The 24,814-nt window shown below is 65.7% G+C and carries 20 protein-coding genes; 7 read left to right on the top strand and 13 right to left on the bottom strand.

Annotated features, from left to right (window positions below; translation table 11 throughout):
- The first annotated feature begins 17 nt into the window (after window positions 1-17).
- Window positions 18-1,502 carry a glycerol kinase GlpK gene (gene glpK, locus HYN69_RS03435; protein ID WP_108434506.1) on the top strand — a complete coding sequence of 495 codons (1,485 nt, stop codon included), beginning with the start codon at window positions 18-20 and terminating at the stop codon, window positions 1,500-1,502.
- Window positions 1,503-1,689: 187 nt separating this feature from the next.
- Window positions 1,690-2,829 (top strand): iron-containing alcohol dehydrogenase, encoded by a 1,140-nt coding sequence (locus HYN69_RS03430; RefSeq protein WP_108434505.1) that lies wholly within the window; start codon window positions 1,690-1,692, stop codon window positions 2,827-2,829.
- Between the two features lie 149 nt (window positions 2,830-2,978).
- On the opposite strand, the gene galE is transcribed toward HYN69_RS03430, so the two are convergent.
- Window positions 2,979-3,956 (bottom strand): UDP-glucose 4-epimerase GalE, encoded by a 978-nt coding sequence (galE, locus tag HYN69_RS03425; protein WP_108434504.1) that lies wholly within the window; start codon window positions 3,954-3,956, stop codon window positions 2,979-2,981.
- A gap of 185 nt (window positions 3,957-4,141) precedes the next feature.
- Between galE and HYN69_RS21300 the strand changes: the two genes are divergently transcribed.
- Both HYN69_RS21300 and HYN69_RS03415 read left to right on the top strand, forming a co-directional pair.
- The gene (locus HYN69_RS21300) at window positions 4,142-5,569 is read left to right on the top strand and encodes a DUF2793 domain-containing protein (RefSeq protein ID WP_108434503.1); all 1,428 of its coding nucleotides are present in this window, start codon (window positions 4,142-4,144) and stop codon (window positions 5,567-5,569) included.
- A gap of 117 nt (window positions 5,570-5,686) precedes the next feature.
- Entirely contained in the window at window positions 5,687-6,991 is a 1,305-nt protein-coding gene (locus tag HYN69_RS03415; RefSeq protein WP_108434502.1) for a UDP-glucose dehydrogenase family protein, read from the top strand.
- Between the two features lie 18 nt (window positions 6,992-7,009).
- Here the strand turns inward: HYN69_RS03415 and HYN69_RS03410 are convergent, their stop codons facing one another.
- From HYN69_RS03410 to HYN69_RS03385, 6 genes are all read right to left on the bottom strand, one after another.
- Window positions 7,010-10,048, bottom strand: a complete 3,039-nt coding sequence (locus HYN69_RS03410; protein ID WP_108434501.1) for a calcium-binding protein — start codon at window positions 10,046-10,048, stop codon at window positions 7,010-7,012.
- A gap of 123 nt (window positions 10,049-10,171) precedes the next feature.
- Window positions 10,172-11,083, bottom strand: a complete 912-nt coding sequence (locus HYN69_RS03405; protein ID WP_407925245.1) for a DMT family transporter — start codon at window positions 11,081-11,083, stop codon at window positions 10,172-10,174.
- Between the two features lie 31 nt (window positions 11,084-11,114).
- A complete protein-coding gene (locus HYN69_RS03400) occupies window positions 11,115-11,729 on the bottom strand; it encodes a LysE/ArgO family amino acid transporter (protein WP_108434500.1) in 615 nt (204 codons plus the stop codon).
- Between the two features lie 6 nt (window positions 11,730-11,735).
- A complete protein-coding gene (locus tag HYN69_RS03395; RefSeq protein ID WP_108434499.1) occupies window positions 11,736-12,308 on the bottom strand; it encodes a hypothetical protein in 573 nt (190 codons plus the stop codon).
- Between the two features lie 31 nt (window positions 12,309-12,339).
- Entirely contained in the window at window positions 12,340-12,603 is a 264-nt protein-coding gene (locus HYN69_RS03390) for a hypothetical protein (protein WP_230426473.1), read from the bottom strand.
- Window positions 12,604-13,052: 449 nt separating this feature from the next.
- Window positions 13,053-13,796, bottom strand: a complete 744-nt coding sequence (locus HYN69_RS03385) for a YebC/PmpR family DNA-binding transcriptional regulator (RefSeq protein ID WP_108434497.1) — start codon at window positions 13,794-13,796, stop codon at window positions 13,053-13,055.
- A 273-nt stretch (window positions 13,797-14,069) separates the two neighbouring features.
- On the opposite strand from HYN69_RS03385, the gene HYN69_RS03380 reads away from it, so the two are divergent.
- A complete protein-coding gene (locus HYN69_RS03380) occupies window positions 14,070-15,131 on the top strand; it encodes a LytTR family DNA-binding domain-containing protein (protein ID WP_216824642.1) in 1,062 nt (353 codons plus the stop codon).
- 241 nt (window positions 15,132-15,372) lie between these two features.
- Here HYN69_RS03380 and HYN69_RS03375 read toward each other — a convergent pair whose 3' ends face one another.
- From HYN69_RS03375 to HYN69_RS03365, 3 genes are read right to left on the bottom strand one after another with little or no spacing between them, the layout of a single operon-like run.
- Entirely contained in the window at window positions 15,373-17,151 is a 1,779-nt protein-coding gene (locus tag HYN69_RS03375) for an SLC13 family permease (protein ID WP_108434495.1), read from the bottom strand.
- A 30-nt stretch (window positions 17,152-17,181) separates the two neighbouring features.
- Entirely contained in the window at window positions 17,182-18,105 is a 924-nt protein-coding gene (locus HYN69_RS03370) for a DMT family transporter (protein WP_230426472.1), read from the bottom strand.
- A complete protein-coding gene (locus HYN69_RS03365) occupies window positions 18,102-18,914 on the bottom strand; it encodes a TIGR00282 family metallophosphoesterase (RefSeq protein ID WP_108434494.1) in 813 nt (270 codons plus the stop codon). The genes HYN69_RS03370 and HYN69_RS03365 overlap by 4 nt, the downstream gene beginning before the upstream one ends.
- A 494-nt stretch (window positions 18,915-19,408) precedes the next feature.
- On the opposite strand from HYN69_RS03365, the gene HYN69_RS03360 reads away from it, so the two are divergent.
- On the top strand, window positions 19,409-21,808 hold the full coding sequence (locus HYN69_RS03360) for a ligase-associated DNA damage response DEXH box helicase (RefSeq protein WP_108434493.1): 2,400 nt from the start codon (window positions 19,409-19,411) through the stop codon (window positions 21,806-21,808).
- A gap of 146 nt (window positions 21,809-21,954) precedes the next feature.
- Complete coding sequence (pdeM, locus tag HYN69_RS03355; RefSeq protein WP_108434492.1) at window positions 21,955-22,605, top strand: ligase-associated DNA damage response endonuclease PdeM; 651 nt, start codon at window positions 21,955-21,957, stop codon at window positions 22,603-22,605.
- Between the two features lie 57 nt (window positions 22,606-22,662).
- Here the strand turns inward: pdeM and folD are convergent, their stop codons facing one another.
- The 3 genes from folD to HYN69_RS03340 form a co-directional block, all read right to left on the bottom strand.
- Window positions 22,663-23,553, bottom strand: coding sequence for a bifunctional methylenetetrahydrofolate dehydrogenase/methenyltetrahydrofolate cyclohydrolase FolD (gene folD / locus HYN69_RS03350; RefSeq protein ID WP_108434491.1), 891 nt, complete (start codon window positions 23,551-23,553; stop codon window positions 22,663-22,665).
- A gap of 16 nt (window positions 23,554-23,569) precedes the next feature.
- A complete protein-coding gene (locus HYN69_RS03345; RefSeq protein WP_216824676.1) occupies window positions 23,570-24,406 on the bottom strand; it encodes a bifunctional 5,10-methylenetetrahydrofolate dehydrogenase/5,10-methenyltetrahydrofolate cyclohydrolase in 837 nt (278 codons plus the stop codon).
- Between the two features lie 82 nt (window positions 24,407-24,488).
- Window positions 24,489-24,788 carry a chorismate mutase gene (locus HYN69_RS03340; RefSeq protein WP_108434489.1) on the bottom strand — a complete coding sequence of 100 codons (300 nt, stop codon included), beginning with the start codon at window positions 24,786-24,788 and terminating at the stop codon, window positions 24,489-24,491.
- Between the last annotated feature and the right edge of the window lie 26 nt (window positions 24,789-24,814).

Below are 24,814 nucleotides of genomic sequence, written 5' to 3'. Positions count from 1 at the left end.
ACCCGAGGACCAAGCCGATGCCCCATATCCTTGCCATCGACCAAGGCACCACCTCGTCTCGTTCGATCATCTTCGATGCCAGACTGCGTGTCGTAGCCTCGGCACAGGAAGAATTCCCGCAGCATTACCCCGCCTCGGGCTGGGTCGAACATGATCCATCCGACCTGTGGTCGACCGTCGCCGGAACTGCCCGCGCGGCGATCGAGAAATCGGGCATCGACGCAGGCGACATCAAGGCCATCGGCATCACCAACCAGCGCGAGACGACCATCCTGTGGGACCGCGCCACCGGCCAGCCCCTGCACAACGCCGTCGTCTGGCAAGACCGCCGGACAGCAGGCATCTGCACGGCGCTGAAAGACGCAGGCCACGAGCCGATGATCACGGCGCGCACCGGATTGCTGCTCGACCCCTACTTTTCCGGCACCAAGATCAAATGGCTGCTCGACCACATCCCCGGCGCCCGCGACCGCGCCCGCCGCGGCGAGATCGCCTTCGGCACCGTCGACACCTTCCTGATCTGGAAGCTGACGGGCGGCAAGGTTCACGCGACCGATGCGACCAACGCCGCCCGCACGCTGATCTACAACATCGCCAAGGGCGAATGGGACGCCGAAATCTGTGCCCTTCTCGACATCCCGATGGAAATCCTGCCCGAAGTGCGCGACTGCGCCGCCGATTACGGCACCACGCGTCCCGACCTTTTCGGCCATGAAATCCCGATCTGCGGCGTCGCGGGCGACCAGCAGGCCGCCACCGTGGGGCAAGCCTGCTTTGCACCCGGCATGATGAAATCGACCTATGGCACCGGCTGCTTTGCGCTTTTGAACACCGGAACCGACATGGTCCCGTCGAAGAACCGCCTTCTGACAACCATCGCCTACCGCCTGAACGGGCAGACCACCTATGCGCTGGAAGGGTCTATCTTCATCGCGGGCGCGGTGGTGCAGTGGCTGCGCGACGGGCTCAAGATCATCCGCGAGGCGCGGGAAACCCAACCGCTGGCCGATGCCGCGGACCCGACGCAGGATGTGGTGCTGGTGCCCGCCTTCACCGGCCTTGGCGCGCCCTATTGGCGGCCCGATTGCCGTGGCGCGGTCTATGGACTTACCCGCAACTCGGGGCCTGCCGAACTGGCAAAAGCGGCGCTCGAAAGCGTGGGCTACCAGACCCGTGACCTGCTCGAGGCCATGCGCTCGGACTGGGGGGCCGCGGCGGATGGCGTCTTGCGCGTGGATGGCGGGATGACCGCCAGCGATTGGGCGATGCAGTTCCTGTCCGACATCCTCGGTGCCCCTGTCGACCGCCCCGTTGTGACGGAAACCACCGCCCTCGGCGCGGCCTATCTGGCGGGCTTGCAAGCGGGCATGTGCCCGGCCCCCGCGGAATTCCAGTCTTCATGGGCACTCGAACGCCGTTTCAGCCCGCAGATGGACGCAACCACCCGAAACACCAAATATGCCCGCTGGGGCCGCGCGGTTGCGGCCACGATGACGGTGTGACCGACACGTCGCGCAGGTTGCCCCCCACCCCGTCCCTCCCCCCACGGGGGAGGGCGCGACGTATCGGCAAAGCCCGCGATTGCGAGCAGCGTCGCAAGACGAGTATTTGAGCAAAGGTGAAACCAGGCCGTTGTTTCCGATGCCAGTCCGGCAAAGGGAGATGACGGCGAACCCCCGAAGGTCACGCATGACGCCCTTTTCCATCGCCGGTCCGCAGCGCATCCTTTTCGGTCGGGGCGAGGCGGCCAAGGCACCCGCCATGCTTGGCAGTTTCGGCATGCGCGGAGTCCTGATCCACGGCGCCAACACTGACCGCGCGCGCTGGCTGCTTGACGCCCTCGGAGCACTTGGCTGCGATGTGCTGGCCCTGCCCTGCACGGGGGAACCCACGCTTTCCATGCTGGAGGCTGCTGTGCTTGCGGCCAAGGCGCATCGCCCCGACTGGATCTGCGCGCTCGGCGGGGGGGCTGCGCTCGACCTCGGCAAGGCGCTGGCCGCCCTCGTCCCGGCAACCGGCGGCGCGATGGACCATCTGGAGGTCGTCGGCCGCGCCCTGCCGCTGACCGCCCCGCCGTTGCCCTTCGTCGCCCTGCCAACCACCGCAGGCACCGGGGCCGAGGCGACCAAGAACGCCGTGATCGGCCTGCCCGACCACGGGCGCAAGGTATCCCTGCGCGACGACCGCATGTTCGCCGCCCTCGCCATCGTCGACCCCGCCCTGACCGACCATTGCCCCCGCGGCGTCACCCTCGCCTCGGGCCTGGACGCCGTGACGCAGGTGATCGAGCCTTACCTCTCGTCCAAGGCCACCTTCTACACCGACGCGATCACCCGTCCCGCCATCGCCACGGGCCTCGAAGCACTGGCAAGGCTGATGCAGGCCGAAGACCCCGCCGCCCGCGACGCCTTGGCATGGACCAGCCTGACCGGCGGCATGGCGCTTGCCAATGCGGGCCTCGGCGTGGTCCACGGTCTTGCGGGCGTGATCGGCGGCATCACCCCTGCCGCCCACGGCGCGGTCTGCGGCGTGCTCCTCGGCCCGAGCCTCGCCATGAACCGCGCCCGCTGCACGGGCGAAGCCGCCCGCCGGATCGACGAGGTTTGCGCGATCATCGCGGCGACCCTCGGCGGAAGCCAAAACGACGCGCCCCGGACGCTGTCGGACTGGGCAAGCCGGAACGGCCTTCCCGCCCTCACCGCGCAGGGCCTGCCCGCATCGCTGCATGCCGAAACCGCAGCCGCCGCGCAAACCTCGTCCTCGATGAAGGGAAACCCCGTTCCGCTCTCGCTCGCCGATCTGCAGGACATCCTTCACGACGCCAATTGATCCCGACGCCCCCCGTTCATCCTTGCGACAAATACTCCGGGGTGAGCCCGCCTGCGGGCGAGGGGCAGCGCCCCTTCCTTGCGACGCGTCACCGGGCACGTAGGCCAGCAAGCACAAGCGCAGAATTTTCGCAGAAAATTCGTCCTGCGTCAGTAGCGCGGGGCCTGTGACCAGTGCCACGCGTCGCGGATCATGTCGCCAAGACCGCGCGCAGGTGCCCATCCGAGGTCCGACACCGCCCGCTCCGACCCGCAGACGAGCTTGGCAGCGTCGCCTGCCCGCCGCGCGCCCTCGACAACCGGCACGGCGCGGTTCGTCACCACCCGCGCGTGGTCCAGAACCTCGCGCACCGAATAGCCCTGCCCCGTGCCCAGACAGAACACCGCCGGATCGCGCCCGTCCTGCAACCAGCGCAGGCCCAGCACATGCGCCGCGGCCAGATCGGTCACATGCACGTAATCGCGCACGCAGGTGCCGTCTTCGGTCGGGTAATCCGACCCGAACACCGTCAGCGCCCCGCGCTTGCCGGTCACCGCATCCAGCATCAGGGGGATCAGATGCGTCTCGGGGTCATGATGCTCGCCCACCTCGCCATCAGGATCGGCGCCCGCCACGTTGAAATAGCGGAAGATCACCGTCCGCAGCCCGTGGCTTGCGCGGAAATTTCCCAGCATCTGCTCGATCGCCAGTTTTGACGCACCGTACGCGTTGATCGGGCGCTGCGGCGTGTCCTCGTCCAGCACCACCCCGTCCTGATCGCCATAGGTGGCGCAGGTCGACGAAAACACGAAATCCCGCACACCCGCCGCGATCGCAGCCTCGATCAGGTTCAGCGCCCCGCCCACGTTCACACGCCAGTAAAGCCCCGGATCGCGCATCGATTCGCCCACAAGCGACAGCGCCGCGAAATGCATCACCGCCACCGGCTTCCATTCCGCCAGGGCCACGTCGATGCTGGCGCGGTCCATCAGGTCGCCCTTGACCAGCGGCCCGTAACGCACCGCCGCCTCCCATCCGGTAGAGAGGTTGTCGAATGTCACCGGCACATAGCCCGCCGCCGCCAAAGCCTTGCAGGCATGCGCCCCGATATAGCCTGCCCCACCCGTCACCAACACATGATCTGGCACGAAACCCTCCGCCTTTGCTCCGATGCTAACGCCAGCGCGCCGCAAAGACGAGAGGGCGCGAGACGCGCTTTGGTTCCGCAAACGCACTGCGACCACCCGCGCAACATCCCGCCGCACGCTGCCGCAACGCTCTGCTTACCACCCGCCCCTACCCTTGGCCGCCAATCATCCCAGCGGAGGCCGCAATGCCCGACGACACCCCCATCCTTGGCCTGCCCCTGATCCTTCCGGCGCAGGCGCAAAAACACGTCACCCATAACGAGGCGCTGCGCCTGCTCGACATCCTCGTGCAGCTTACCGTCCTCGACCGCGACCTCACCACCCCGCCCGCCGTCCCGGCCGAGGGCGACCGCTACATCGTAGCCGCGAACCCGACAGGGGCTTGGGCCGGTCAGGATGGCCGCATCGCCGCCTTCTGGGGCGGCATCTGGCTTTTCATCATCCCCCGCGAAGGATGGACCGCCCGCGTCACCGACGAGGATGTCACTGTCACCGTCACCAACGGCCTCTGGCTCCGCACCGACAGCCCGCCCGAAACCCTGCCCCGCCTCGGCATCGGCACGGCACCCGATACCACCAACCGCCTGTCGGTCGTCTCGCCCGCCAGCCTGTTCAGCCACGCCGGAACCGACCACCGCATGGTCCTGAACAAGGCCGCTGCGGGCGACACCGCCTCGATCCTGCTGCAAGCGGGCTTTTCCGGCCGCGCGGAAATAGGCCTTGCGGGCAACAACGACCTGTCGGTCAAGGTCAGCGGCGACGGCACCGCCTTTGCCACCGGCCTGACCATGCAAGCCAGTGGCGCGGTCACCCTGCCACAAGGCCTGACCGTGGGCGGCGACACCACGCTGTCCGGTGCAACAACCCTTTCTGGCGCAACGACCCTGACAGGTCCCGTAACACTCGCAGGAAACGTCACGGGGGCCGCGCTGCAAGCCAACGTGCAAGACGGCACGGCAGGCAAACTCCTCGTCACCGGTGCCTTCGGCCTCGGCTCGACCAGCGCCCCGCTGATCGCCAACCTCGACGCCACCACCACGCTTTCGGGCACATGGCGCACGGTCGATGTCAGCACCACGGGCACATGGCCGCCGGTCGCCACAAATGCCGCCACCCGCCTCGGCATCCTGACCGTCCTGCGCCCCGACGCCGCATTCATCCTGCAACGCTGGCTGCAAACCGACACGGCCACCGAATGGACCCGCCGCAACGCGGGCGCAGGCTGGAGCACATGGTCGCGCAGCCTGCCCGTCACAGGCACGGTCGCCATGGCGGCAGGCCAACCCACGGGCGCGGTGATCCAGCGTGGCAGCACCGCCAACGGCGATTTCATCCGCTTTGCCGACGGCACCCAGATCTGCACCTTTAGCCTGAACATCGGGCCGATCAACCTCGCCAGCGGCGCGATCTTCCAAGGCTCGGTCAACGCGATCTGGACCTTCCCTGCCGCCTTTGCGGTCGCGCCTGTGGTAAGCGGCCTTCCCGCCAGCACCGGCGCATGGCTGACCGCCGCCGCACCAAGCCTGACCGCGATCAGCCTGCGCGGCTGTGCTGCGACCAGTCAGGCCTCTGCCATTGCAGCATCTCTCATGGCGGTCGGGCGCTGGGTCTGACCGGCACGCAGGCCCGCCGGAAACGGAATATCGCCGATGCCCGCCCCGCAAATTGACAGCGGGGCGGGCTTGCCCTTAAACCGAGGCCAAATTCCGACCTCCGGTAAAGGCTTCCCCATGAAAATCGCAATGATCGGCACGGGCTATGTCGGCCTCGTCTCTGGCGTCTGCTTTTCCGATTTTGGCCATGACGTGATCTGCGTCGACAAGGATCCCTCCAAGATCGACCGCCTCCGCGCAGGCGAGGTGCCAATTTTCGAGCCGGGCCTGCAAGATCTCATGGCCAAGAACGTCGCCGCAGGCCGTCTGTCCTTTACCCTCGATCTGGCCGAAGCCGTGGCGGGGGCCGATGCCGTCTTCATCGCCGTGGGCACCCCCACGCGGCGCGGCGACGGCCATGCCGACCTGACCTATGTCATGGCCGCCGCCGCCGAAATCGGCGCGGCGCTGACCGGCTATTCGGTCATCGTCACCAAATCCACCGTCCCCGTCGGCACCAACCGCAAGGTGGCCGAAGCCGTGGCGGCCGCAAACCCCGCAGCGCAATTCGACGTGGCCTCGAACCCCGAATTCCTGCGCGAGGGTGCTGCCATCGACGATTTCATGCGCCCCGACCGCGTGGTTGTCGGGGTGGAATCCGACCGCGCGAAAAAGGTGATGTCCGACATCTACCGCCCGCTTTTCCTGCGCGAATTTCCCATCGTCTTCACCGGCCTCGAATCCGCCGAGATGATCAAATACGCCGCCAACGCCTTCCTTGCGACCAAGATCACCTTCATCAACGAAATCGCCGCCCTATGCGAAAAGGTCGGGGCCGACATCAAATCGGTGTCCAAGGGCATCGGGCTTGACGGTCGCATCGGCAACAAGTTCCTGCACGCGGGCCCCGGCTATGGCGGATCGTGTTTTCCCAAAGATACCAAGGCCCTCGCCCGCATCGGCCAAGATCACGCCGTGCCCATGCAGATCACCGAAACCGTGATCCGCGTGAACGAAGAGGTGAAAGCCCGCATGATCGACAAGATCGTCGACCTCTGCGACGGCTCGGTCAACGGCAAGACCGTGGCGGTGCTTGGTGTCACCTTCAAACCCAACACCGACGACATGCGCGACGCGCCTTCGCTTACCATCGTGCCCGCGCTGGTGGGTGGCGGTGCCAAGGTCCGCGTGACCGACCCCGAAGGCCAGCGCGAGGGCGAGGCGCTGCTGCCCGGCGTGAAATGGTGCGAAAACGCCTATCAGGCCGCGCAGGGCGCCGATGTGGTGGTGATCCTGACCGAATGGAACGAATTCCGCGCGCTCGATCTGGACAAACTCGCCCGCAAGATGGAAAGCCCGCGCATGGCCGACCTTCGCAATATCTACACCCGCGACGATGCGCTGTCCGCAGGCTTTACCGCATATACCGGCGTCGGTCGCTAGACCGGAGGCTGGCCCACCCTAGCCGAACAGGAAATCCGTGATCGTCAGTTTCGCGGCGGTGATCCCCTCGACGCGGATCACCGAACCGAAGCGGATGATATCGGCGCAGGCAAGCCCGCCCACCGTGACATCGCGGATGAAAAGCCCGCCGAACTTTGCGGCACCGGTGGCTTCGGGCAACCCGTTCAGCTGGATCCGGTCGATCCCGTCCTGAAAATCGCGCACCAGATCGAATTCCGCATTGGCAAGGTTGGTGAACAAAAACACATCGGCATCCGCACCGCCGAACAGCACGTCGATGCCCGCCCCTCCGTCGAGCGTATCGCGCCCGTCGCCGCCCAGCATGAAGTCCGATCCCGCCATACCCGAAAGCAGGTCGTTGCCGGCATCGCCCATCACGAAATCATTGCCCGCGCCTGCCAGCACCCGATCGGCCCCCGCTCCGGCGATCACGATGTCATTGCCAGCACCGGCATCGACATAATCGTCGCCCGTGCTGCCGTCGATGTAATCGTTTCCGCCCTCGGCGCGGAAAAAGTCATTCCCCGCCCCCCCGAACATCAGGTCGACCGCGTTGCCCCCCACGATGGTATCGCCGCCGTCGCTGCCGTCGATGTAGTTGTCGCCGTCGCTGCCATCGATGTAATCGGCCCCTGCCCCGCCGAACAGGTAATCGTTGCCCGCGCCGCCCCCGACCGTATCGTCACCGTCGTCGCCGAACAGCCAGTCGATCCCGTCCGAGGCCCAGACGATATCAGACCCGCCACCCCCGAGCATGGTGTCGTTTCCGGTACCGTCCACCATGACATCGACCCCGTCGCCGCCGAGCATAAGGTCGTCGCCCGCGCCGCCCGACAAAAGGCTGTTTCCCGTATCCCCGACCAGAATGTCGTTGCCCGCACCGCCCTCGAGCGTGTCGTTGCCGGCATCGCCCCAGAGCCAATCGTTCCCGTCCGACCCGTCAAGCGTGTCATCCCCGAGCCCGCCATAAAGCCAGTCGTTGCCAGCGCCGCCCGTGACCGAATCGCCACCGTCACCGCCATAGAGAAACTCGTCACCCTCGCCGCCGGACAGCACATCAAGCCCGGCACCGCCCCAGATAAGGTCGTCGCCCGTGCCGCCTTCGGCGGTGTCGTTGCCCGCACCGCCCTCGATACTGTCGTCGCCCGTGCCGCCCGACAGCCAGTCTGCCCCTGTCCCCCCCGTCAGCGTGTCGTGGCCAGCCCCGCCGTCCAGCGTTCCGCCCGCAGTCCCGCTGACCAGCAGGTCATTGCCCCCTTCGCCGCGAAAGGCGGCGGGGCGCGAGGTTCCGGTCATCGTGTCGCCCGATCCGGTGCCGATAAAGCCTTCGATGCCATCGATAGCGTCTTCCCGCACATTGGCCGAGCTTCGCGCCCAATTGCGCTGGTCGATCGCCACCGCAGCGGTAAAACCCGCATAGCTCAGCCAATCGCGGCCATCCCCGCCCGAAATCGTGTCGGCACCGGCGCTGGCAAGGATAACGTCGTCGCCCGCCAGACCGGCCATGACATCCGCCGCCTCGGTTCCCGCCAGCGTGTCGTTGCCTGCGGTTCCCATAATCCGGGTATCGACAGGATCGGGCTCAAGCACCACGGGCACGAACGGCATCCGGGACATGGCCCCGAAATCCAGCGCCCGCAGGTCTGCCGCGAGAAAGGGCTGGCCGGTGATGTTGCGTAGTTCCAGCTCTTCGCCCCAAAAGCGCAAGACAGCCCCCGTCGCGGTCGGGGTGATTTCAAGCTGGCCCGAGTTGCGGAAATACATCCAGCGCGTCAGGTCGATCCGGTCTTGCGTGATATCGAAATCCGCAATCACGTCGCGGCGCCCGTCGGCGGTCAGCACGAAGATATCCGCCCCCGCCCCGCCGGTCAGCGTGTCGTTCGCCGCGCCGTCCAGCAGAATGTCGCGCCCCGCCGCGCCCGAAACGACGCCGCCACCGGCGGGCGCGACCAGCAGATCATCCCCGCCCGTGCCAGTTTGCCCCAGAACACCAAGCGCGCGCAGATCGACCGAAAGCTGCGACAGCCCCGCCTCGGCCCCGGACAGGGCAAAGATCTGCAATTGCCCGTCGGCCACCCCGATCCGCAGGTCCGACACCTTGGCCAGCGCCATGCCCGTGCTGTCCGCGAGCGAGGCGAGATGCAGCAGCGTACCATCCGGCAGCAGCGTCAAAAGCGTGATCCCGTCATCCGAACCCGCCGCGACGACAAAGACCCGGTCGCCCACCACAACGGCATCGAGCGCCGCAACGCCGGCAAAGCGCGTGCCCAGCTCGTCGATCACATGGTCCACCGGCACCATCACACCGCCCGCCGCGATGCGGAACACCGTCAGGCTCGACGACCCCGCCGCCCCCGCGATCAACCATGTCTCGCCGCCCGCCTGCACCGTCTTCAGCACGGTGATCCCCTGCACGGGCACTTCTTGCGCGGCGCCCTTGGTGTCGGCCACGGCCAGCCCGCCCGCAGCCGTCATCCGGTAGGATGTGATGCCATGCTCGGTCGCGGATGCGGCAAAGACCACCATCTCGCCCCCGACCTCGGCGCAGGCCATGGCCGACACGCCCGCAGCCGCGATGGTCGCCGTATCGGCCACCACCGCCACCCGCGTCAGGGCCTGACCCGCATCGATACGGAACACCTCGATCCCTGCACCCGCAGGGCGCGAGGCGACCATATAATCGGTCCCGCCCACACCAACCGCCATCAGCGTGACCGCCTGCACCGGGCTGGCAGCACCGGGCGCAAGATACCCCGTCATCGCCACGCCGGGCGCCATGCGCGCACTGGCCATAAGGTCGGTCGCGAGGCTCCCTGCCTCACCCCCCACCGTCACCGCGTTGCGTGCCGTGCCGTGATTGGAAAACCCCAGCACGGTCGACAGCGCGGTCGACGAAAGCGCCACGCGTACCGTTTCCCCCTGTACGGGGTTGAACACCCGCAGCACAGTGCCACCGGGTTCGATAAGCAGCGAAGATTGTGGCATCGGCACGCCGAAGCGCGCTCCGGGAACCACCCCGACCGTTCTGAATTCCATAGCCCACACACCTGATCCCGTGGGTCAGACTGCAGGTCCAGGGTTAAGCGCTGCTTGCGAAATCGTGGCAAGATCATGACCCTTGCCGCGCCTCTGAATCCCGCGCCGCATTCGGGCCATGGTTCAGACGGTTTCGGTGTCGTGCGGGGTGACGGGCGCGCGTTTCAGCATCGCCTCGCGCCATGTGATGTAGCTGATCGCGCCGATGATGATGGTCCCGCCCAGAAGCACCATCGGGTCCACCCCTTCGCCAAAGACCAGCGCGCCCAGAAGCGTCGCCCAGACCAGTTGCAGGAACGTGACCGGCTGCGTCACCGCCAGCGGCGCCGCACGGAAGGCCCGCGTCATGCAATAATGCCCGCCCGTGGCGAAAGCCGCGACCAGCGCCAGCCAACCAAGCTGCGCCCCGCTCACCGGCACCCAGACCCACCACGCCAGCGGCGCCAGTGCGACTGTCACCGAAAGCGACAGCACCGCGACGATGGTCGATGCGGGAAGTGTCTGGGTCAGCCGCTTGGCGATCAGGTAACTGCCCGCAAAGAACGTGGCCGCCGCCAGTTGCGACAGATGCCCCGATGTCACCTCGCGCAGGCCGGGGCGCAGCACGATCAGCGCACCGACCAGCGCGACACACACCGCCAGCACCCGCCGCAGCGCCAGCTTCTCGCCAAAGAACAGCGCCGCCCCCACGGTGACAAGCACGGGGTTCAGATAGCCGATCGCCGTCACCTCGGCCACGGGGATGCGCGCCATGGCATAGAACCAGAACACCACCGCCGCCGTGTGGAACACCCCGCGCCAGCCGAACAGCGCCAGCGTTCCGGCCGGAAACCCGGCCCGCAGCATCGGGGCCAGCGTCGGCAGCAAGAACACCACCCCCCAGGCAAAGCGCAGAAAGGCCGATTGCGCCGCCGGAAGCTCGGTCCCGAGATAGCGCACCACGCCGGTCACCCCGACAAAGCACAGCCCCGTGGCCAGCATCCAAAGCACACCTTCGACAGGGCGGCCCAGATCGGTCTGAAGCGGAATTTTCATGCCGCCACCAAAGCCTGCCCGCGCGAAAGGTTCAAGTCACCACCAGCCCGGCAGCAAGCGCCCACATCATCGCGCCCACCACGACCTCCAGCACGACCCATGCCCTTGGCTTGCCGAACAGCGGCGCTAGCAGCCGTGCCCCGAAACCCAGCGCCGAAAAGAACGTCAGCGATGCCGCAGCCGCCCCGAAGCCAAAGGCCCACTCATGCGGCGCATGCTGCGACGAGATCGACCCGACCAGCACCAGCGTATCGAGGTAGACATGCGGATTGGCCCATGTGAATAAAAGGCAGGTCGCAATCACCGCCCCGAGCGACGCCTTTACCCCCGGCGCGGGCATCAGCGCCTCGCCCCCGCGCAGGGCCGCGCGGAACCGCAACGCGCCGTAAACCAGCAGGAAGCCGACACCCAGCCAGCGCATCGCCTCGGCCAGCCATGGCACCGCGTCCGAAATCGCCCTGAACCCGCCGACCCCCGCAAGGATCAGCACCGCATCCGATCCGGCACAGACAGCCACGACGGCACCGACATGTTCACGCCGCAGGCCCTGCCGCAGCACAAAGGCATTCTGCGCCCCGATGGCAAGGATCAGGCTAAGCCCGACCGCAAAACCCGCAAGCGCGGGGTAAAGAACGTCGAATGTCATGAAATCTCAGCCTTGGCGCAACGCGCGGAAAAACAGCATCGCCGCCGTCATGACGACCACAAGCCCCACCATGTCGCCGATCACGCTGCCCGCAAAGGCCAGCAGCAACTGGTTCGCCGACAGATCGCCGCAGCACCCCATCCAGAACCGCGCCTGGTTCGAGAACATCGATTGCACCAGCCCGATCAGGAACAAGACACGCCAGTTCAACCCCTGCGACGGGCTTCGCGCATCGATCCCGCCCAACCGGAACAGATCGAATGCCAGCGGGGCGGCAATCGCCTTGAACACGATCAAGGCCAGAAGCATCGGCTCGAACGCCTCGGCCCCGCGCAGCAGGTAAACCGCCAGCAGCGATGCGGGCAGGATGATCGGAACCGCCATCCAGCCGTAAAACCAAGCGAGCAACACCGCCACGCCATGCGGCAGATAGATGATGGTGAACGCCCCGAAGACATCGAACAGCGCCTGCGGATGCAGATAGGTCTTTACAAGGTCGCTCAGTCCGAACGCGGCCAGCATCAATGCCGAACCTACCGCAAAGTGCAGAACCATGCCAGAAAAGGCGCGTTTGTCCATCTATCCGTCTGCTTCCACTTGAAAGGACGGTTCAGACCGACCCGGCCTCGCCCATGTTTCGTGTCACGATATAGGCCCCGGCCTTGGTGTCGGGCGCGTGCTGCACCAGCCCGCGCTGCACCAGACTTTTCAGCGCCCTGTGATAGGTCGCCTGCGGAATGGCCGCAGCAAGCGGATGCGACCGGATCGCATCAGACCGTGCCATCCGCACGACACCGGCCGACACCTCGTTTATGGCGTAAAGCACATCCCGTTCCGTCGGGCTCAACTCCACAAGCCCCAGTGTCGTTTCCATTTCAAGCAGCAAGGACCGAAGCTGAGATACACTTTTGATATTCACGACCGCACCGCCCCATTGCCGGTGTCAAACCGGCGTTCCCCTGGAGGCGAGACTAGCCCAAGCGCAGTGCCAGAGCAATTCCCCAGCCCGCGCCCGTTACCACGCATAAGCAGGGCGCGCATGGCACGTTAAATTATCATATTGACAATCATGCAGGTTTTGAGATGGTCGCGCTACCGGACCGCACGCGTTCCCCGACGTGTCCGAACCCTGCGCGTAGCACCCGATTTCCACCCCATCGCGGGTGCATGACGTGTGTGGTGTTCGCGGTCCGGCCTTGGTTTCCGGCGCTCCGATCCAAGCGGTGCGCCGGGTAAACCCTCCTCGGTGCGATCCCCTGATCCCCGAAACTGCCGGCCCCCTTTCCGAAGGGGGCCGTACTTTTATCAAGAAGAGGTGTGCCCTCAGGCCAGTTGCGCCGCGACATCCTCGGGGATGTCGAAGTTATGCGTCACGGTCTGCACGTCGTCATCTTCTTCCAGCATGTCGATCAGCCGCAACAGCTTGGTCGCCGTGTCCAGATCGACCTCGGTCAGCGATTGCGCGCGCCAGACCAGTTTGGACTCGGTCGATTCCCCAAGCGCCTTTTCCAGCGCATCCGACACATCCGAAAGCGCCTCGACCGGGCAATAGATCCAATGCCCGTCCTCGTCCGACTCCACATCGTCGGCCCCCGCATCCAGCGCGGCCATCATCACCGTATCGGCATCCCCGACTGAAGCAGGATACGAGATCTCGCCCACGCGGTCGAAGGAATGGCTGACCGATCCGGTCTGCCCCATGTTGCCGCCGCATTTGGTGAAATAGGACCGCACGTTGCTGGCGGTGCGGTTCAGGTTGTCGGTCATCGCCTCGACGATGATCGCGATGCCGTTAACGCCGTAGCCTTCATAGCGGATTTCCGTGTAATCCGCCGCATCGCCGCCAACCGATTTCTTGATCGCGCGGTCGATCACGTCCTTGGGCATCGACACGGCCTTGGCCGCCTTGACGGCCAGACGCAGACGCGGGTTCTTGTCGGGATCGGGGTCGCCCATCTTGGCGGCAACGGTGATTTCCTTTGCCAGCTTGGAAAACATCTTCGAGCGCAGCTTGTCCTGCTTGCCCTTGCGATGCTGGATGTTCGCCCATTTAGAATGGCCTGCCATGACCCGTACTCCGCTATCCCTGATGGGGTGATGGCGCTCTATACACAAATGCGGGCCTGAACGGCAACCCCGCCGAACCACGCCGCCCGCCCCCGCCGCGCGCCCGCTCCCGACAAAACCGACAAAACCGACAAAACCGACAAAGGCACGGCGCATTCGGGCACCTGCGCCACAAACCTATCCTTTCGTAGCATGGCTTCTGACGGGGAGGCAGGATAACATGTTAGCCAGTATGAATTTTGCCCTGTCTGTGGCAGTGCGTCATTTTAAAGTGTGTCCGCAGTGAACCGCAGCCAGTCCCCCAATCGATCCGCAAGGCCAGACGGCCCGCGTCGGGGTATAAGACTTCGTTTCCTGTTTGGCGGGCATCAGGATTTCTTCCTTGATGAACTCGGCGCGATCCTGCGCCACCCCTACCTCATGACCTATTACCTCGCCTCGATGAGCATCTCGTTCATCCTGTCGGTCCTTGTGGACGAACCCTCGGCCAACGGCCCCAGTTTTGCCCTGCTGATTCCGATCCTCGTGCTGGCCACGGTGACGGGTGTGCTGTCCTTCATGGCTTGGGTCTATCTCGCGTCGTTTCTCCGTCCGCAGGCCGACCCCGTGCGTGTGCTGGTCTCGTTTCCGCTCGCACTCAGCATCGTCACCGTGCAGGCGACCACATCGACCCTGTGGAACGTGATCCTCGACGTGCCCTCGCCGTCCGTCTTCGGGACGGCGCTGTCGCTGCTGCTCGTCTATGTTTTCGACGAATATTTCATCGCCACCATCCTTCGCAACAAGACCGGCCGCATCATCGACGATGTGCGCTCGTTCCGCGGCACCTTGCCGGCACGCCGCCCCGCAGCGCCCGGTTCCACCACGGGCGCGCCGCCTTTCGTGGCGACCGGCAATGTGACCTTTCCGGTCGATACGATCCTGCAACTGCAAGCGCAGGGAAACCATGTCCAGATCTGGACCGACACCGACACCACCCTGGTCCCCGGCCCGTTCTCGGCCCTGCTCGCCCGTTTGCCAGATGGTTTAGGCTGCCTTGTCCACCGTTCGGAATGGGTTGCCACCCGCGCCGTCCTGCGGGTCGAACGCAATGGCCGCGGGACCGAGCTTTTCCTGTCGAACGGCAATACCGTCCGCGTGGCCTCGACCCGCGCGGGGACGGTGCGCGACTGGCTGGCTCAGTTCGAAGCCAAACCGTCGCGCCGCCGCCCGTCCTCGTCGGGCGGCGGCGACACGAAGCGCCAGTCGCGCCCCGCACCAGACACCTCGACCACCGCCATGGGAGCCAACACGCCCTCGGCCCCCAAGGCGGCCGTGATCCCGTCGAAAAGCTGACGCAGCAGATTGGGCTTTTCGACCGGCGTCACGCGGTAGTCGAACCCCGCCCCGCAGGTCTCTAGCCGCCCCGCGCCACCCGTGGCCTGCCAATCGGCGCGGCAGACCGTTCCGTCCGACAGGCTCAGCGTCAGGCGGTCAGCCGACAGCCTTGCCGCGACAGGCACCGCAGGCCCGCCGAAACCGGCACATCCCGCCAGAAAAACCGAAAGCAGCAGCGCGCGACGCATGGGAAACCCCTTCAAAGTGGCCAGATCAGCGGGATCAGCGCCGAAGCGATCAACCCGGTGATGATGTTAAGCGGTATGCCCACGCGCATATAGTCCGAAAACCTGTACCCGCCCGGCCCGTAGACCATCATGTTCGTCTGATACCCCACAGGCGTCGCAAACGCGACCGAGGCCGAGAACATCACCGCCACCACAAAAGGCCGCGGATCAAGGCCAAGGTTCTGCGCCAGTTCGATGGCAATCGGCGTATAGATCACCGCCACCGCGTTGTTGGACAGAAACTCGGTCAGGATCAGGCCAAGGAAATAGACGCACAAGATCAGCATAAAGGGTGACAGGTCGGCCATATAGGGCGACACGCCCGATACGATCATCCTGACTGCGCCCGACTGGTCCAGCGCCTCGCCCACCGCCAGCATGGCAAAGATCATCGCCAGCAACCGCCCGTCGACAAAGCTCAGCGCCTCTTCGGCATCGACGCAACGCGTCACGAAGATCAGCGCCACCCCCACCAGCGCCAGCGCGATGATCGGCGCCACATCCATCGCCGACAAGACCACCACGAACAGCAGCGCGCCGATTGCGATGGGGGCCTTGGTCCGCCGGAACGCCTTGATCGACGGGCGGCTGATGTCGACCAGATCCATATCCGCCGCCAGCCGCTGGATATCCTCGATCGCACCCTCCAGCAGCAGCGTATCGCCCACCCGCACCACCAGATCATCCAGTTGCCGCCCGATGTTCTGGTTGCGCCGGTGCGCCGCCAGCACATAGACCCCGTAGCGCCGCCGCAAACGCAGCTCGCCCAGGCGCCGCCCCTCCATCCGGCACCCCGGCGAGATCAGCACCTCGACCGTCTCGGTTTGGGTGGACGACAGCTTGTCCACCAGATGCAGGTCCGTCCTTTGCTGCAATCCCAGCAGTTCCGTCATCTCGGTCCGCAGCACCACGCGGTCGCCCGCCTGCAACACGACCGGCCCAAGATCGCGCCGCAAGCTGGCATCGCCGCGCAGTACGTCGATCAGCCGCACCCCGTCCCGCTTGAACAGATCGACCGCCAGCACCCCCTGCCCGATCAGCGGGCTGTCCTCGGGGATCGCCACTTCGGTGAAATATTTCATCTTCCGGCGGTCGCTCAGCAAGACCCCCATCGACTGCCGCACCGGAAGCAAATGCCGCGAGGTCAGCGCAAGGAAAAGCCCCCCCACCACCGTAAGCACGATCCCCAAAGGCGCGATCTCGAAGATCGAGAAATGCTCCAACCCCGCCTTGGCCGCCACCCCGTCGACCAAGAGGTTGGTCGAGGTGCCGATGATCGTGATCATCCCCCCCAGCACCGTCATGTAACTCAGCGGGATAAGCAGCTTTGACGGCGCGGTGCCCAGCCGCATCGCGATCTGCATCACCACGGGGATCATCACCGCGACCAAGGGCGTGTTGTTCATGAAGGCCGACGCGACCGCGATGAACCCGAACAGCACCACAATAGTCATCTTGGGCCGGTTGCCCACATGCCGCTCGGCGGTGCGGATCACCATCTCGACCGCCCCCGTCCGCACCAGCCCGCCCATGATCAGGAACATCAGCACGATGGTCCACGGCGCGGCATTCGACAGGACTGCGATCCCGTCCTTGACCGGCAACAGGCCCAGCACGATCATCAGTGCCGCACCGCCAATCGCCGTCACCTCGACCGGATAGGTCTCGCGCAGGAACAGCACGAACATCCCCGCCAGAACGGCCAGCGCAACCCATGGCTGCCAGTCTGCCGCGATCTCGAAACCGAACATGCGATGCCTCCACCCGAACCCGCGAAACGGTCAGGCGTCAGCCTTCCGACCCGTCTCGCGCGGGTTCACCAATGCCACACCGCACAGAAGAAGGACAACGGCCAGCCACACGAAAGGAGAAAATCGTTCTCCCAGCAACGCCATTGCCCAGAAAATTCCGGCTCCGGTCACCAGATAGGAACATTGTGCCGCAAAAACCGACCCCGCCCGCGATGCAAGCCAGACATAGCCCGAATACATCAGCGCATGGATGACGGACGACGCGACCAAGGCCGCCTCGGCCCGCCCGAATCCGGCGAAAGGGTCGATGAACTGCCCCGTCCCCAGCGTAACGGGGGTGCACAATATCAGCCCCGCCACCGACGCGCCGAACATCGCCTGCACCGCATCCAGCCCCTCGGTCCCGTTGCGGGCGACATAGGTGGCCTCCATCGCGTAAAACAGCGGCCCAATCAGCGCGATGGGCAAAAACGCCGCCATCGCCGGATCGGGCAGCACCGCGCCGGGTGCCGCGATGATCCCCACCGCCGCCAGCCCGAGCAGCAACCCGACCAGCCGCTTCACCGCAAACCGCTCCATCCCCAAGGCCAGCGCGAGCGGAAAGGCCAGCATCGGCACGGCGGAAATGATGATCGACATGATCCCAGAAGGCAGCCGCGCCGCGCTGATGTAAAAGGTCGCGTTGGGCACCAATGTGCCCATCACCGCCACCACCAGATAAAAGCGCAGCGTCCTGCGGTTCAGCACCAGCCCCTTGCCGCGCAGCGCCGTCAGGCCCCCCAGCACCGCGACACAAACCACCAACTGCCAGAAGATCAGCCCGAACGGCCCATGCCCCGTCATCGTGGCCATCTTGCCCAAAGGTTGGGTCGACCCCCAGCCAAGACCCAGCACAACGAGCATGGCGACGTAAAGCCGCCGCTGGCTTTTGGGCGTCGCCAAAGCTGCGGTCAAGGCCGCGCCTCTTCCAGCCGCCCGCCCACGCGGATCATCCGCACGCGCAGCGCCTTGCCGGTCCGGTCATCGGTCTCGACAAACACCCCCGACAGCGTGGCAGGCCCCGCCGCAGGCTCGAACCGCGCTTTCGGCATGCCGGTGATGAAGCGCCGGATCGGCTCAAGCTTTTCCATTCCGATCACGCTGTCGTAATCCCCGCACATGCCCGCGTCGGTCTGGTAGGCGGTGCCACCGTTCAGGATCATCGCGTCGCCGGTCGGCACATGGGTATGGGTGCCCACCACCAACGACGCCTGCCCGTCGCACCAATGGCCCATCGCCATCTTCTCGGACGTGGCTTCGGCATGCACATCGACGATCGCCGCCTGCACCGCAGCGCCCAAGGCGTGCGATTTCAGCACCCCTTCGATCGCCGAAAACGGATCGTCGAAGGGCCGCTTCATGAACACCTGCCCCAGGACTTGCGCCACCAGAACCTTGCGCCCCTGCGTGGCCTCGAAAATGCGAAACCCCTTGCCGGGTGCCACTTTGGAAAAGTTCAGGGGCCGCACGATGCGCGGTTCGGTCTCGATGAACTGCAGCATGTCCTTCTGGTCAAAGGCATGGTCCCCCAGCGTCACGCAATCGGCCCCTGCTGCAAGGATCGCCTTGGCATGGTCGGGTGTCAGCCCCGCCCCGCTCGATGCGTTCTCGCCGTTCACCACGACGAAATCGAGACCCCATTCGCTGCGCAAACCCGGCAGCCGCTCGGCAATCGCCGTGCGCCCCGTCTTGCCCATCACATCGCCAAGGAAAAGAAGTTTCATGCCCCCGTGCCTAGCCCCGCCCCCCGCCCCCCGCAAGCCTGAAACCGACCCGCAGGGTAGTGGAACGCGGCCTGAACCACCGCTCCCGCAACAGGCGCGGCCATCGCCGCGCCTGCGCACAGCCCGCACCGCCATCCCGCGCGTGCGCCCCGCGCACGTGCCGCGCCCGCCCGCCCCTTGGCGGGCGCGATAAATCGCCCCCTCCCGGTCGGGCGCGGCACGTGCCTGCCAAGGTTCCGTCTGGCTGAACGCCCCTTGCGGTCTCGTTGCCTCGCCCACAATCGGATCGGCGCAAAGGTCCACCGGACCTTTGCACGGCGATCCTCTGGCACCGCGCCGCTGGCCGATTGGCGCAAAGGCGACTGCGACTGCTGCCCAACCAACCCTTACCATCCCCCTAACCCGCCGATTCCCGCGTCTGCATCACCTGTGCATCCCGCATGTCCCGCATTTGCCCCTTTCCGCGCCCCGCCCCCGCCCCTACCTTTGCCCCCATGACCACCACCCTGCCCGCCCCCCTTTCCGCATGGTTCGACGCCAAAGGCTGGAGCCTGCACCCTCACCAGCAGGCCATGATCGAGCGCGCGGCCAACCCCGCGACCCTGCTCATCGCGCCTACGGGGGGCGGCAAGACGCTCGCAGGCTTTCTGCCAACCCTTTGCGAACTCGGGCAAAAACCGCCCCAAGGCCTGCACACTGTCTACATCTCGCCGCTCAAGGCGCTGGCCGCCGACATCCGCCGCAACCTGCGAACCCCCGTCGAAGGCGCAGGGCTGGCGATCCGCGTCGAGGATCGCACCGGCGACACCAGCTATACCCAGCGTCGCCGCCAGCGCGCCGACCCGCCGCATATCCTGCTGACCACCCCAGAAAGCCTCGCACTTCTGCTTAGCTACGAAGATGCGCCAAAGATTTTCCAATCCCTCCAACGCGTTATCGTCGACGAAATCCACGCGCTGGCCGAATCCAAACGCGGCGACCAGCTCATGCTGCTGATCGCCCGCCTGCAATCCCTCGCCCCGAACCTCCGCCGCATCGGCCTGTCCGCAACCGTCGAAGACCCCCCCGCGCTGGCCCGTTTCCTTGCCCCCAAGGGCTGCGAAATCCTGCAAGCCGACCCCGGCCCCGACCCCGATATCGCCATGCTCGACATCGACGCGCCCCCCCCGTGGAGCGGCGGCGGCGGGCGCTACGCCATCCCCGCCATCCTGTCCGAAGTCGCCCGACACCGCACAACGCTGATCTTCCACAACACCCGCGCGCAGGCGGAACTTTTCTTTCACGATCTGTGGTTACAAAACACCGATGACCTGCCCATCGGCATCCACCACGGCTCGCTCTCGCGCGAGCAACGCGAACGCGTCGAAGCGGCGATGGTCGCAGGCGCGCTGCGTGCCATCGTCTGCACCGGCTCGCTCGACCTCGGCATCGACTGGGGCGATGTCGATCTGGTCATACAGGTCGGCGCACCGAAAAACGTCAAACGCCTCGTGCAGCGCATCGGCCGCGCCAACCACCGCTACAACGCGCCCTCCAAGGCCCGTCTCGTCCCCGCCAACCGCTTCGAGGTGGTGGAATGCCACGCCGCCCTCGATGCCGTCCGCGCCCATACGCTCGACGGCGAGCCCCGTGGCCGCGGCCCGCGCGACGTGCTGTGCCAGCACATTCTGCTCACCGCCGCCGCAGGCCCCTTCGACGCCGGCGCGCTTTATGAAGAAGTGGTTAACGCAGGCCCCTACGCCGCGCTGACACGGGCAGAATTCGACGCATGCCTCGACTTTGCCGCCACCGGCGGTTACGCGCTAAAGGCTTATGATCGCTGGCAAAGATTGCTGCAGCGTGATGGTAAATGGCAGCTCCGCGACCCGCGCGCCGCAGTTCCCATCCGTCAGAACCTCGGCACCATCATCGACACCGAAACCCTGAAAGTGCGCCTGCGAAACCGCCTGGGCGGCACCCCCCTGGGCGAGGTCGAAGAGGATTTCGCAGCCACCCTTACCCCCGGCGACACCTTCCTGATCGGCGGTCAGGTGGTGCGCTTCGAGGGCCTCAAGGAACTGACAGTCGAGGTCAGCCGCTCGCCCGGCCGCGACCCCAAGGTCGCCGTGTTCAACGGCACCAAATTCGCCACCTCGACCCTGCTCACCCGCCGTATCCTCGACATCTTCCAGCAAGACCGCTGGCCCGACCTGCCCACGCACACCGCGCAATGGCTGGCCCTGCAACGCGAGGTCAGCCGCCTGCCCGACCCCGACCGCCTGCTGGTCGAAAGCTTCCCGCATGACGGGCGCGAACATCTGGTGATCTACGGTTTCGCAGGCCGCAACGCCAATGCCACCCTTGGCCTTCTGGTCACGAAACGCATGGAGGAACAAGGGCTTGCCCCCTTGGGCTTTACTTGCACCGATTACGCCACGCTGATCTGGGGATTGGAGCCGGTCCTGAACCCCGCACCGCTTTTCGATGCAAGCGCCTTGCGCGAAGGGCTGGACAACTGGCTGCACGGCAATGCCGTGATGAAACGCACCTTCCGCAATTCGGCGATCATTTCCGGCCTGATCGAACGCAACAACCAAGGCCGCCGCAAGACCGGACGCCAAGCCACCTTCTCGTCCGACATCCTTTACGACACGCTCCGCAAATACGACCCCGACCATCTGCTGCTGCAGATCACCCGCGAAGAGGCCGAACGCGGACTCGTCGATTTCGGCCGTATCGAAGACATGCTCGCCCGCGTCGCAGGCCGCATCGACTGCCTGCGCCTTACCCGCGTCACCCCGCTGGCCGCCCCCCTCTTCCTTGAACCGGGGCGCATTCCGGTGCAGGGCGCAGGCCGCGAAAGGCTGATGCAAGACGCAGCCCAACGCCTGATGCAGGCCGCTGGCCTTGCCTGAAGTCACGCGCCCCGTGACGACATTTGGAACACGGGGAAAAGACCGCACCCAACTTCCTGTTATCGCAAATATCCTGCGGTGAATTGGCCACAGGTCCGCCCGACAGGCGTCTTGCAACCCGCCCCGCCTTGCGCCATTCGAAGGGCATGACAGCCCATGCCTTTACCCTCGCCGATGCCGCCCTCAGCGCCCTGCCCTCGGGCGCACTGCACTGGCCCGACCGGCATCTCCTGTGCGTTTCAGACCTCCACCTCGGCAAATCCGAACGTCTCGCCCGTCGCGGCGGCACCCTCTTGCCGCCCTATGAAACCCGTGAAACCCTGTCGCGGCTCGACGCCGTGATCGAGGCGACACAGCCCGAAACTGTCATCTGCCTGGGCGACAGTTTCGACGACCTGACCGCCGCCCATTCCCTGCCCGAGGCCGAACGGCTTTGGCTTCTTCGCCTGATGGCAGGGCGCAACTGGATCTGGATCGAAGGCAACCATGACGCAGGCCCGGTCGAAATCGGCGGTAGTCACCGCGCCGAGTTCACGCTTGGCCCGCTGACCTTTCGCCACATCGCCGACACAGCGCAAGCGGCCGAGGTGTCGGGCCACTTCCACCCCAAGCTGCGCCTTGGCGGGCAGTCGCGGCCCTGCTTCCTTCTGGATGCCAAGCGCCTGATATTGCCCGCTTTCGGCGCCTATACCGGCGGGCTGCGCCATGACGATCCGGCATTTGCGGGGCTGATGGGGCCGGGGGCGCTGGCGATCCTGACAGGAAGCCGCGCGGTGCCCTGCCCGCTGCCACGGTAACGAAAAAGGGGCCGCAAGTAGCGACCCCTTTTCCCAAATTTTCCCGTGATAACGCGCTCAGGCGGTCAGACCCTTCGGCTCGTCCAGCCCCTTGGCACGGCAACAGGCAGTCAGCGTATTGGCGAGCAGGCAGGCGATGGTCATCGGCCCCACCCCGCCCGGCACCGGCGTGATCGCCCCGGCGACGGCAGCGGCGCTGGCATAATCCACATCGCCCACCAGCTTGGTCTTGCCGTCCCTCTCGATCCGGTTGATGCCGACGTCGATCACGGTAGCCCCCGGCTTGACCATGTCACCCGTAATCATCTCGGGGCGACCGACCGCCGCCACCAGAATATCCGCCCCACGGCAGACTGCCGCCAAGTCTTTGGTCCGGCTATGCGCGATTGTCACCGTGCAGCTATCACCGAGCAGCAATTGCGCCATCGGCTTGCCGACGATGTTGGACCGCCCCACGACGACAGCGTTCATCCCCGCCAGCGATCCGTGATGGTCGCGCAGCATCATCAGACAGCCCAAGGGTGTGCAGGGCACCATCGACTTCTGCCCCGTCCCCAAAAGCCCCACGTTCGAGATGTGGAACCCGTCGACATCCTTGGCCGGATCGATCCGGTTGATCACCAGCTCGCTGTCGAGATGCTTCGGAAGCGGCAGTTGCACAAGGATGCCATGCACCGCCGGATCGGCGTTCAGCCGGTCGATTAGCGCCAGCAGATCGGCTTCGGACGTGTCCGCCGACAGGCGATGTTCAAAGCTTTCCATGCCCACCTCGATGGTCGAAGCATGCTTGTTCTTGACGTAAACCTTGCTTGCAGGGTCCTCGCCCACCAGCACCACGGCCAGACCGGGCGTGATGCCATGCCCGGCTTTCAGCCGCGCCACATGTTCGGCCACCTCTGCGCGCACCTTTGCCGCGAAAGCCTTGCCGTCGATTACCGTCGCCGTCATGTCCCGTTTCCTTCGTTCAACCCGCAGCCTGAAAGGCCGCGCTGTAATGGTCTTTCTGCATCCGCGTCGCCAGCACCGCGTTCTTCAGCAGCACCGCCACCGTGACCGGCCCCACACCCCCCGGCACCGGCGTGATCCAGCCCGCAACCTGCGAGCAGCTTTCATAATCTGCATCGCCCACCGTCCGCCCGTCGACGCGGTTGATCCCGATGTCGATCAGCGCGGCCCCCGGTTTGAGCATGTTGCCGGTCACCAGACCCGGCTTGCCCACGGCCACGAAAACCGCATCCGCCGCGCGGCTGTGCACCGCGACCTGCCGCGTCATGTGGTGGCAAACAGTGACCGTCGCCCCCAGACCCATCATCAGGAATGCAATGGGCTTTCCCACGATTTCGGAATGTCCGATCACGCAGACATCCAACCCTTCCACCCGCAGGGGGAGGGATTTGAGGATTTCTACCGCCGCCACGGCCGTGCAGGGGCCAAGGGCGAGGTCGTTGTAAACGATGTTCCCGATGGACGATGGGTGCATCCCCTCGACATCCTTCAGGGGATGCACGGCCTTTTGCAGCGACTTGACCGGGATATGCGCGGGCAACGGCCGCTGGATGATGATGCCGTTGACCCTCGGGTCGGCATTCAGACCGGCCAGCACGCCGGTCAGTTGTTCGAGACTGATGGTTTCGGGATAATTCCGTGCCTCGAAATCGACGCCCGCCGCTTCGGCCTGCCTGCGCTGGTTGCGGACGTAAAGCTCCGCCGCGGCGACATCGCCGACCGAGATCGACACCAATCGCGGCGCCCATCCGGCCTGTGCCAGTTCGGCAGCCTCTGCCACCACTTCCGCAGCCATCCGCGCCGCAATGGCCTTGCCGTCGATCACCGTAGCCGTCAATTGCACGCCCCGTTCCGGTTAACTCGGGCGCGGGCGACCGTCAGTCGCCCTGACCCAGATGGCCTTCTTCCCGTTCGATCGACCAGTCGATCAGCTTGCGCCACAGCTTTTCCAGCTTGTCGGGCGGCAACCCGTGGGCTTCGGCGTGGCGGCGTACATTGGCCACCACCTCTTCCACCCGTGGCGTGATCCGCGCAGGCAATCCGACCCCGGCCTTGATCGCTGCAGCGCGGTCGATATAGCCCACGCGCTGCGCGAAAAGGGCCACGAGTTCCGCGTCGAGCCTGTCGATCTCGGCCCTGATATCGGCCATCGTCTCGCAGTCTGCCGGTGTCTTCATCGCGCCGCCTCCGCCTTACAAGGCGC

It is taken from the genome of Gemmobacter aquarius, from assembly GCF_003060865.1.
Lineage (GTDB): Bacteria > Pseudomonadota > Alphaproteobacteria > Rhodobacterales > Rhodobacteraceae > Paragemmobacter > Paragemmobacter aquarius.
Note: the sequence above shows the minus strand (reverse complement) of the source record. Positions and strands in the feature narration are given on the sequence as shown.

Coding starts and splice junctions, on each gene's coding strand:
- HYN69_RS03405 (WP_407925245.1), bottom strand. CDS start 11,083: ATGAAAATTCCGCTTCAGACCGATCTGGGCCGCCCTGTCGAAGGTGTG.
- HYN69_RS03345 (WP_216824676.1), bottom strand. CDS start 24,406: ATGGCTGCGGAAGTGGTGGCAGAGGCTGCCGAACTGGCACAGGCCGGA.
- HYN69_RS03390 (WP_230426473.1), bottom strand. CDS start 12,603: ATGGAAACGACACTGGGGCTTGTGGAGTTGAGCCCGACGGAACGGGAT.
- HYN69_RS03385 (WP_108434497.1), bottom strand. CDS start 13,796: ATGGCAGGCCATTCTAAATGGGCGAACATCCAGCATCGCAAGGGCAAG.
- HYN69_RS21300 (WP_108434503.1), top strand. CDS start 4,142: ATGCCCGACGACACCCCCATCCTTGGCCTGCCCCTGATCCTTCCGGCG.
- pdeM (WP_108434492.1), top strand. CDS start 21,955: ATGACAGCCCATGCCTTTACCCTCGCCGATGCCGCCCTCAGCGCCCTG.
- HYN69_RS03410 (WP_108434501.1), bottom strand. CDS start 10,048: ATGGAATTCAGAACGGTCGGGGTGGTTCCCGGAGCGCGCTTCGGCGTG.
- HYN69_RS03400 (WP_108434500.1), bottom strand. CDS start 11,729: ATGACATTCGACGTTCTTTACCCCGCGCTTGCGGGTTTTGCGGTCGGG.
- HYN69_RS03375 (WP_108434495.1), bottom strand. CDS start 17,151: ATGTTCGGTTTCGAGATCGCGGCAGACTGGCAGCCATGGGTTGCGCTG.
- HYN69_RS03430 (WP_108434505.1), top strand. CDS start 1,690: ATGACGCCCTTTTCCATCGCCGGTCCGCAGCGCATCCTTTTCGGTCGG.
- HYN69_RS03340 (WP_108434489.1), bottom strand. CDS start 24,788: ATGAAGACACCGGCAGACTGCGAGACGATGGCCGATATCAGGGCCGAG.
- folD (WP_108434491.1), bottom strand. CDS start 23,553: ATGACGGCGACGGTAATCGACGGCAAGGCTTTCGCGGCAAAGGTGCGC.
- HYN69_RS03360 (WP_108434493.1), top strand. CDS start 19,409: ATGACCACCACCCTGCCCGCCCCCCTTTCCGCATGGTTCGACGCCAAA.
- HYN69_RS03365 (WP_108434494.1), bottom strand. CDS start 18,914: ATGAAACTTCTTTTCCTTGGCGATGTGATGGGCAAGACGGGGCGCACG.
- glpK (WP_108434506.1), top strand. CDS start 18: ATGCCCCATATCCTTGCCATCGACCAAGGCACCACCTCGTCTCGTTCG.
- HYN69_RS03415 (WP_108434502.1), top strand. CDS start 5,687: ATGAAAATCGCAATGATCGGCACGGGCTATGTCGGCCTCGTCTCTGGC.
- HYN69_RS03395 (WP_108434499.1), bottom strand. CDS start 12,308: ATGGACAAACGCGCCTTTTCTGGCATGGTTCTGCACTTTGCGGTAGGT.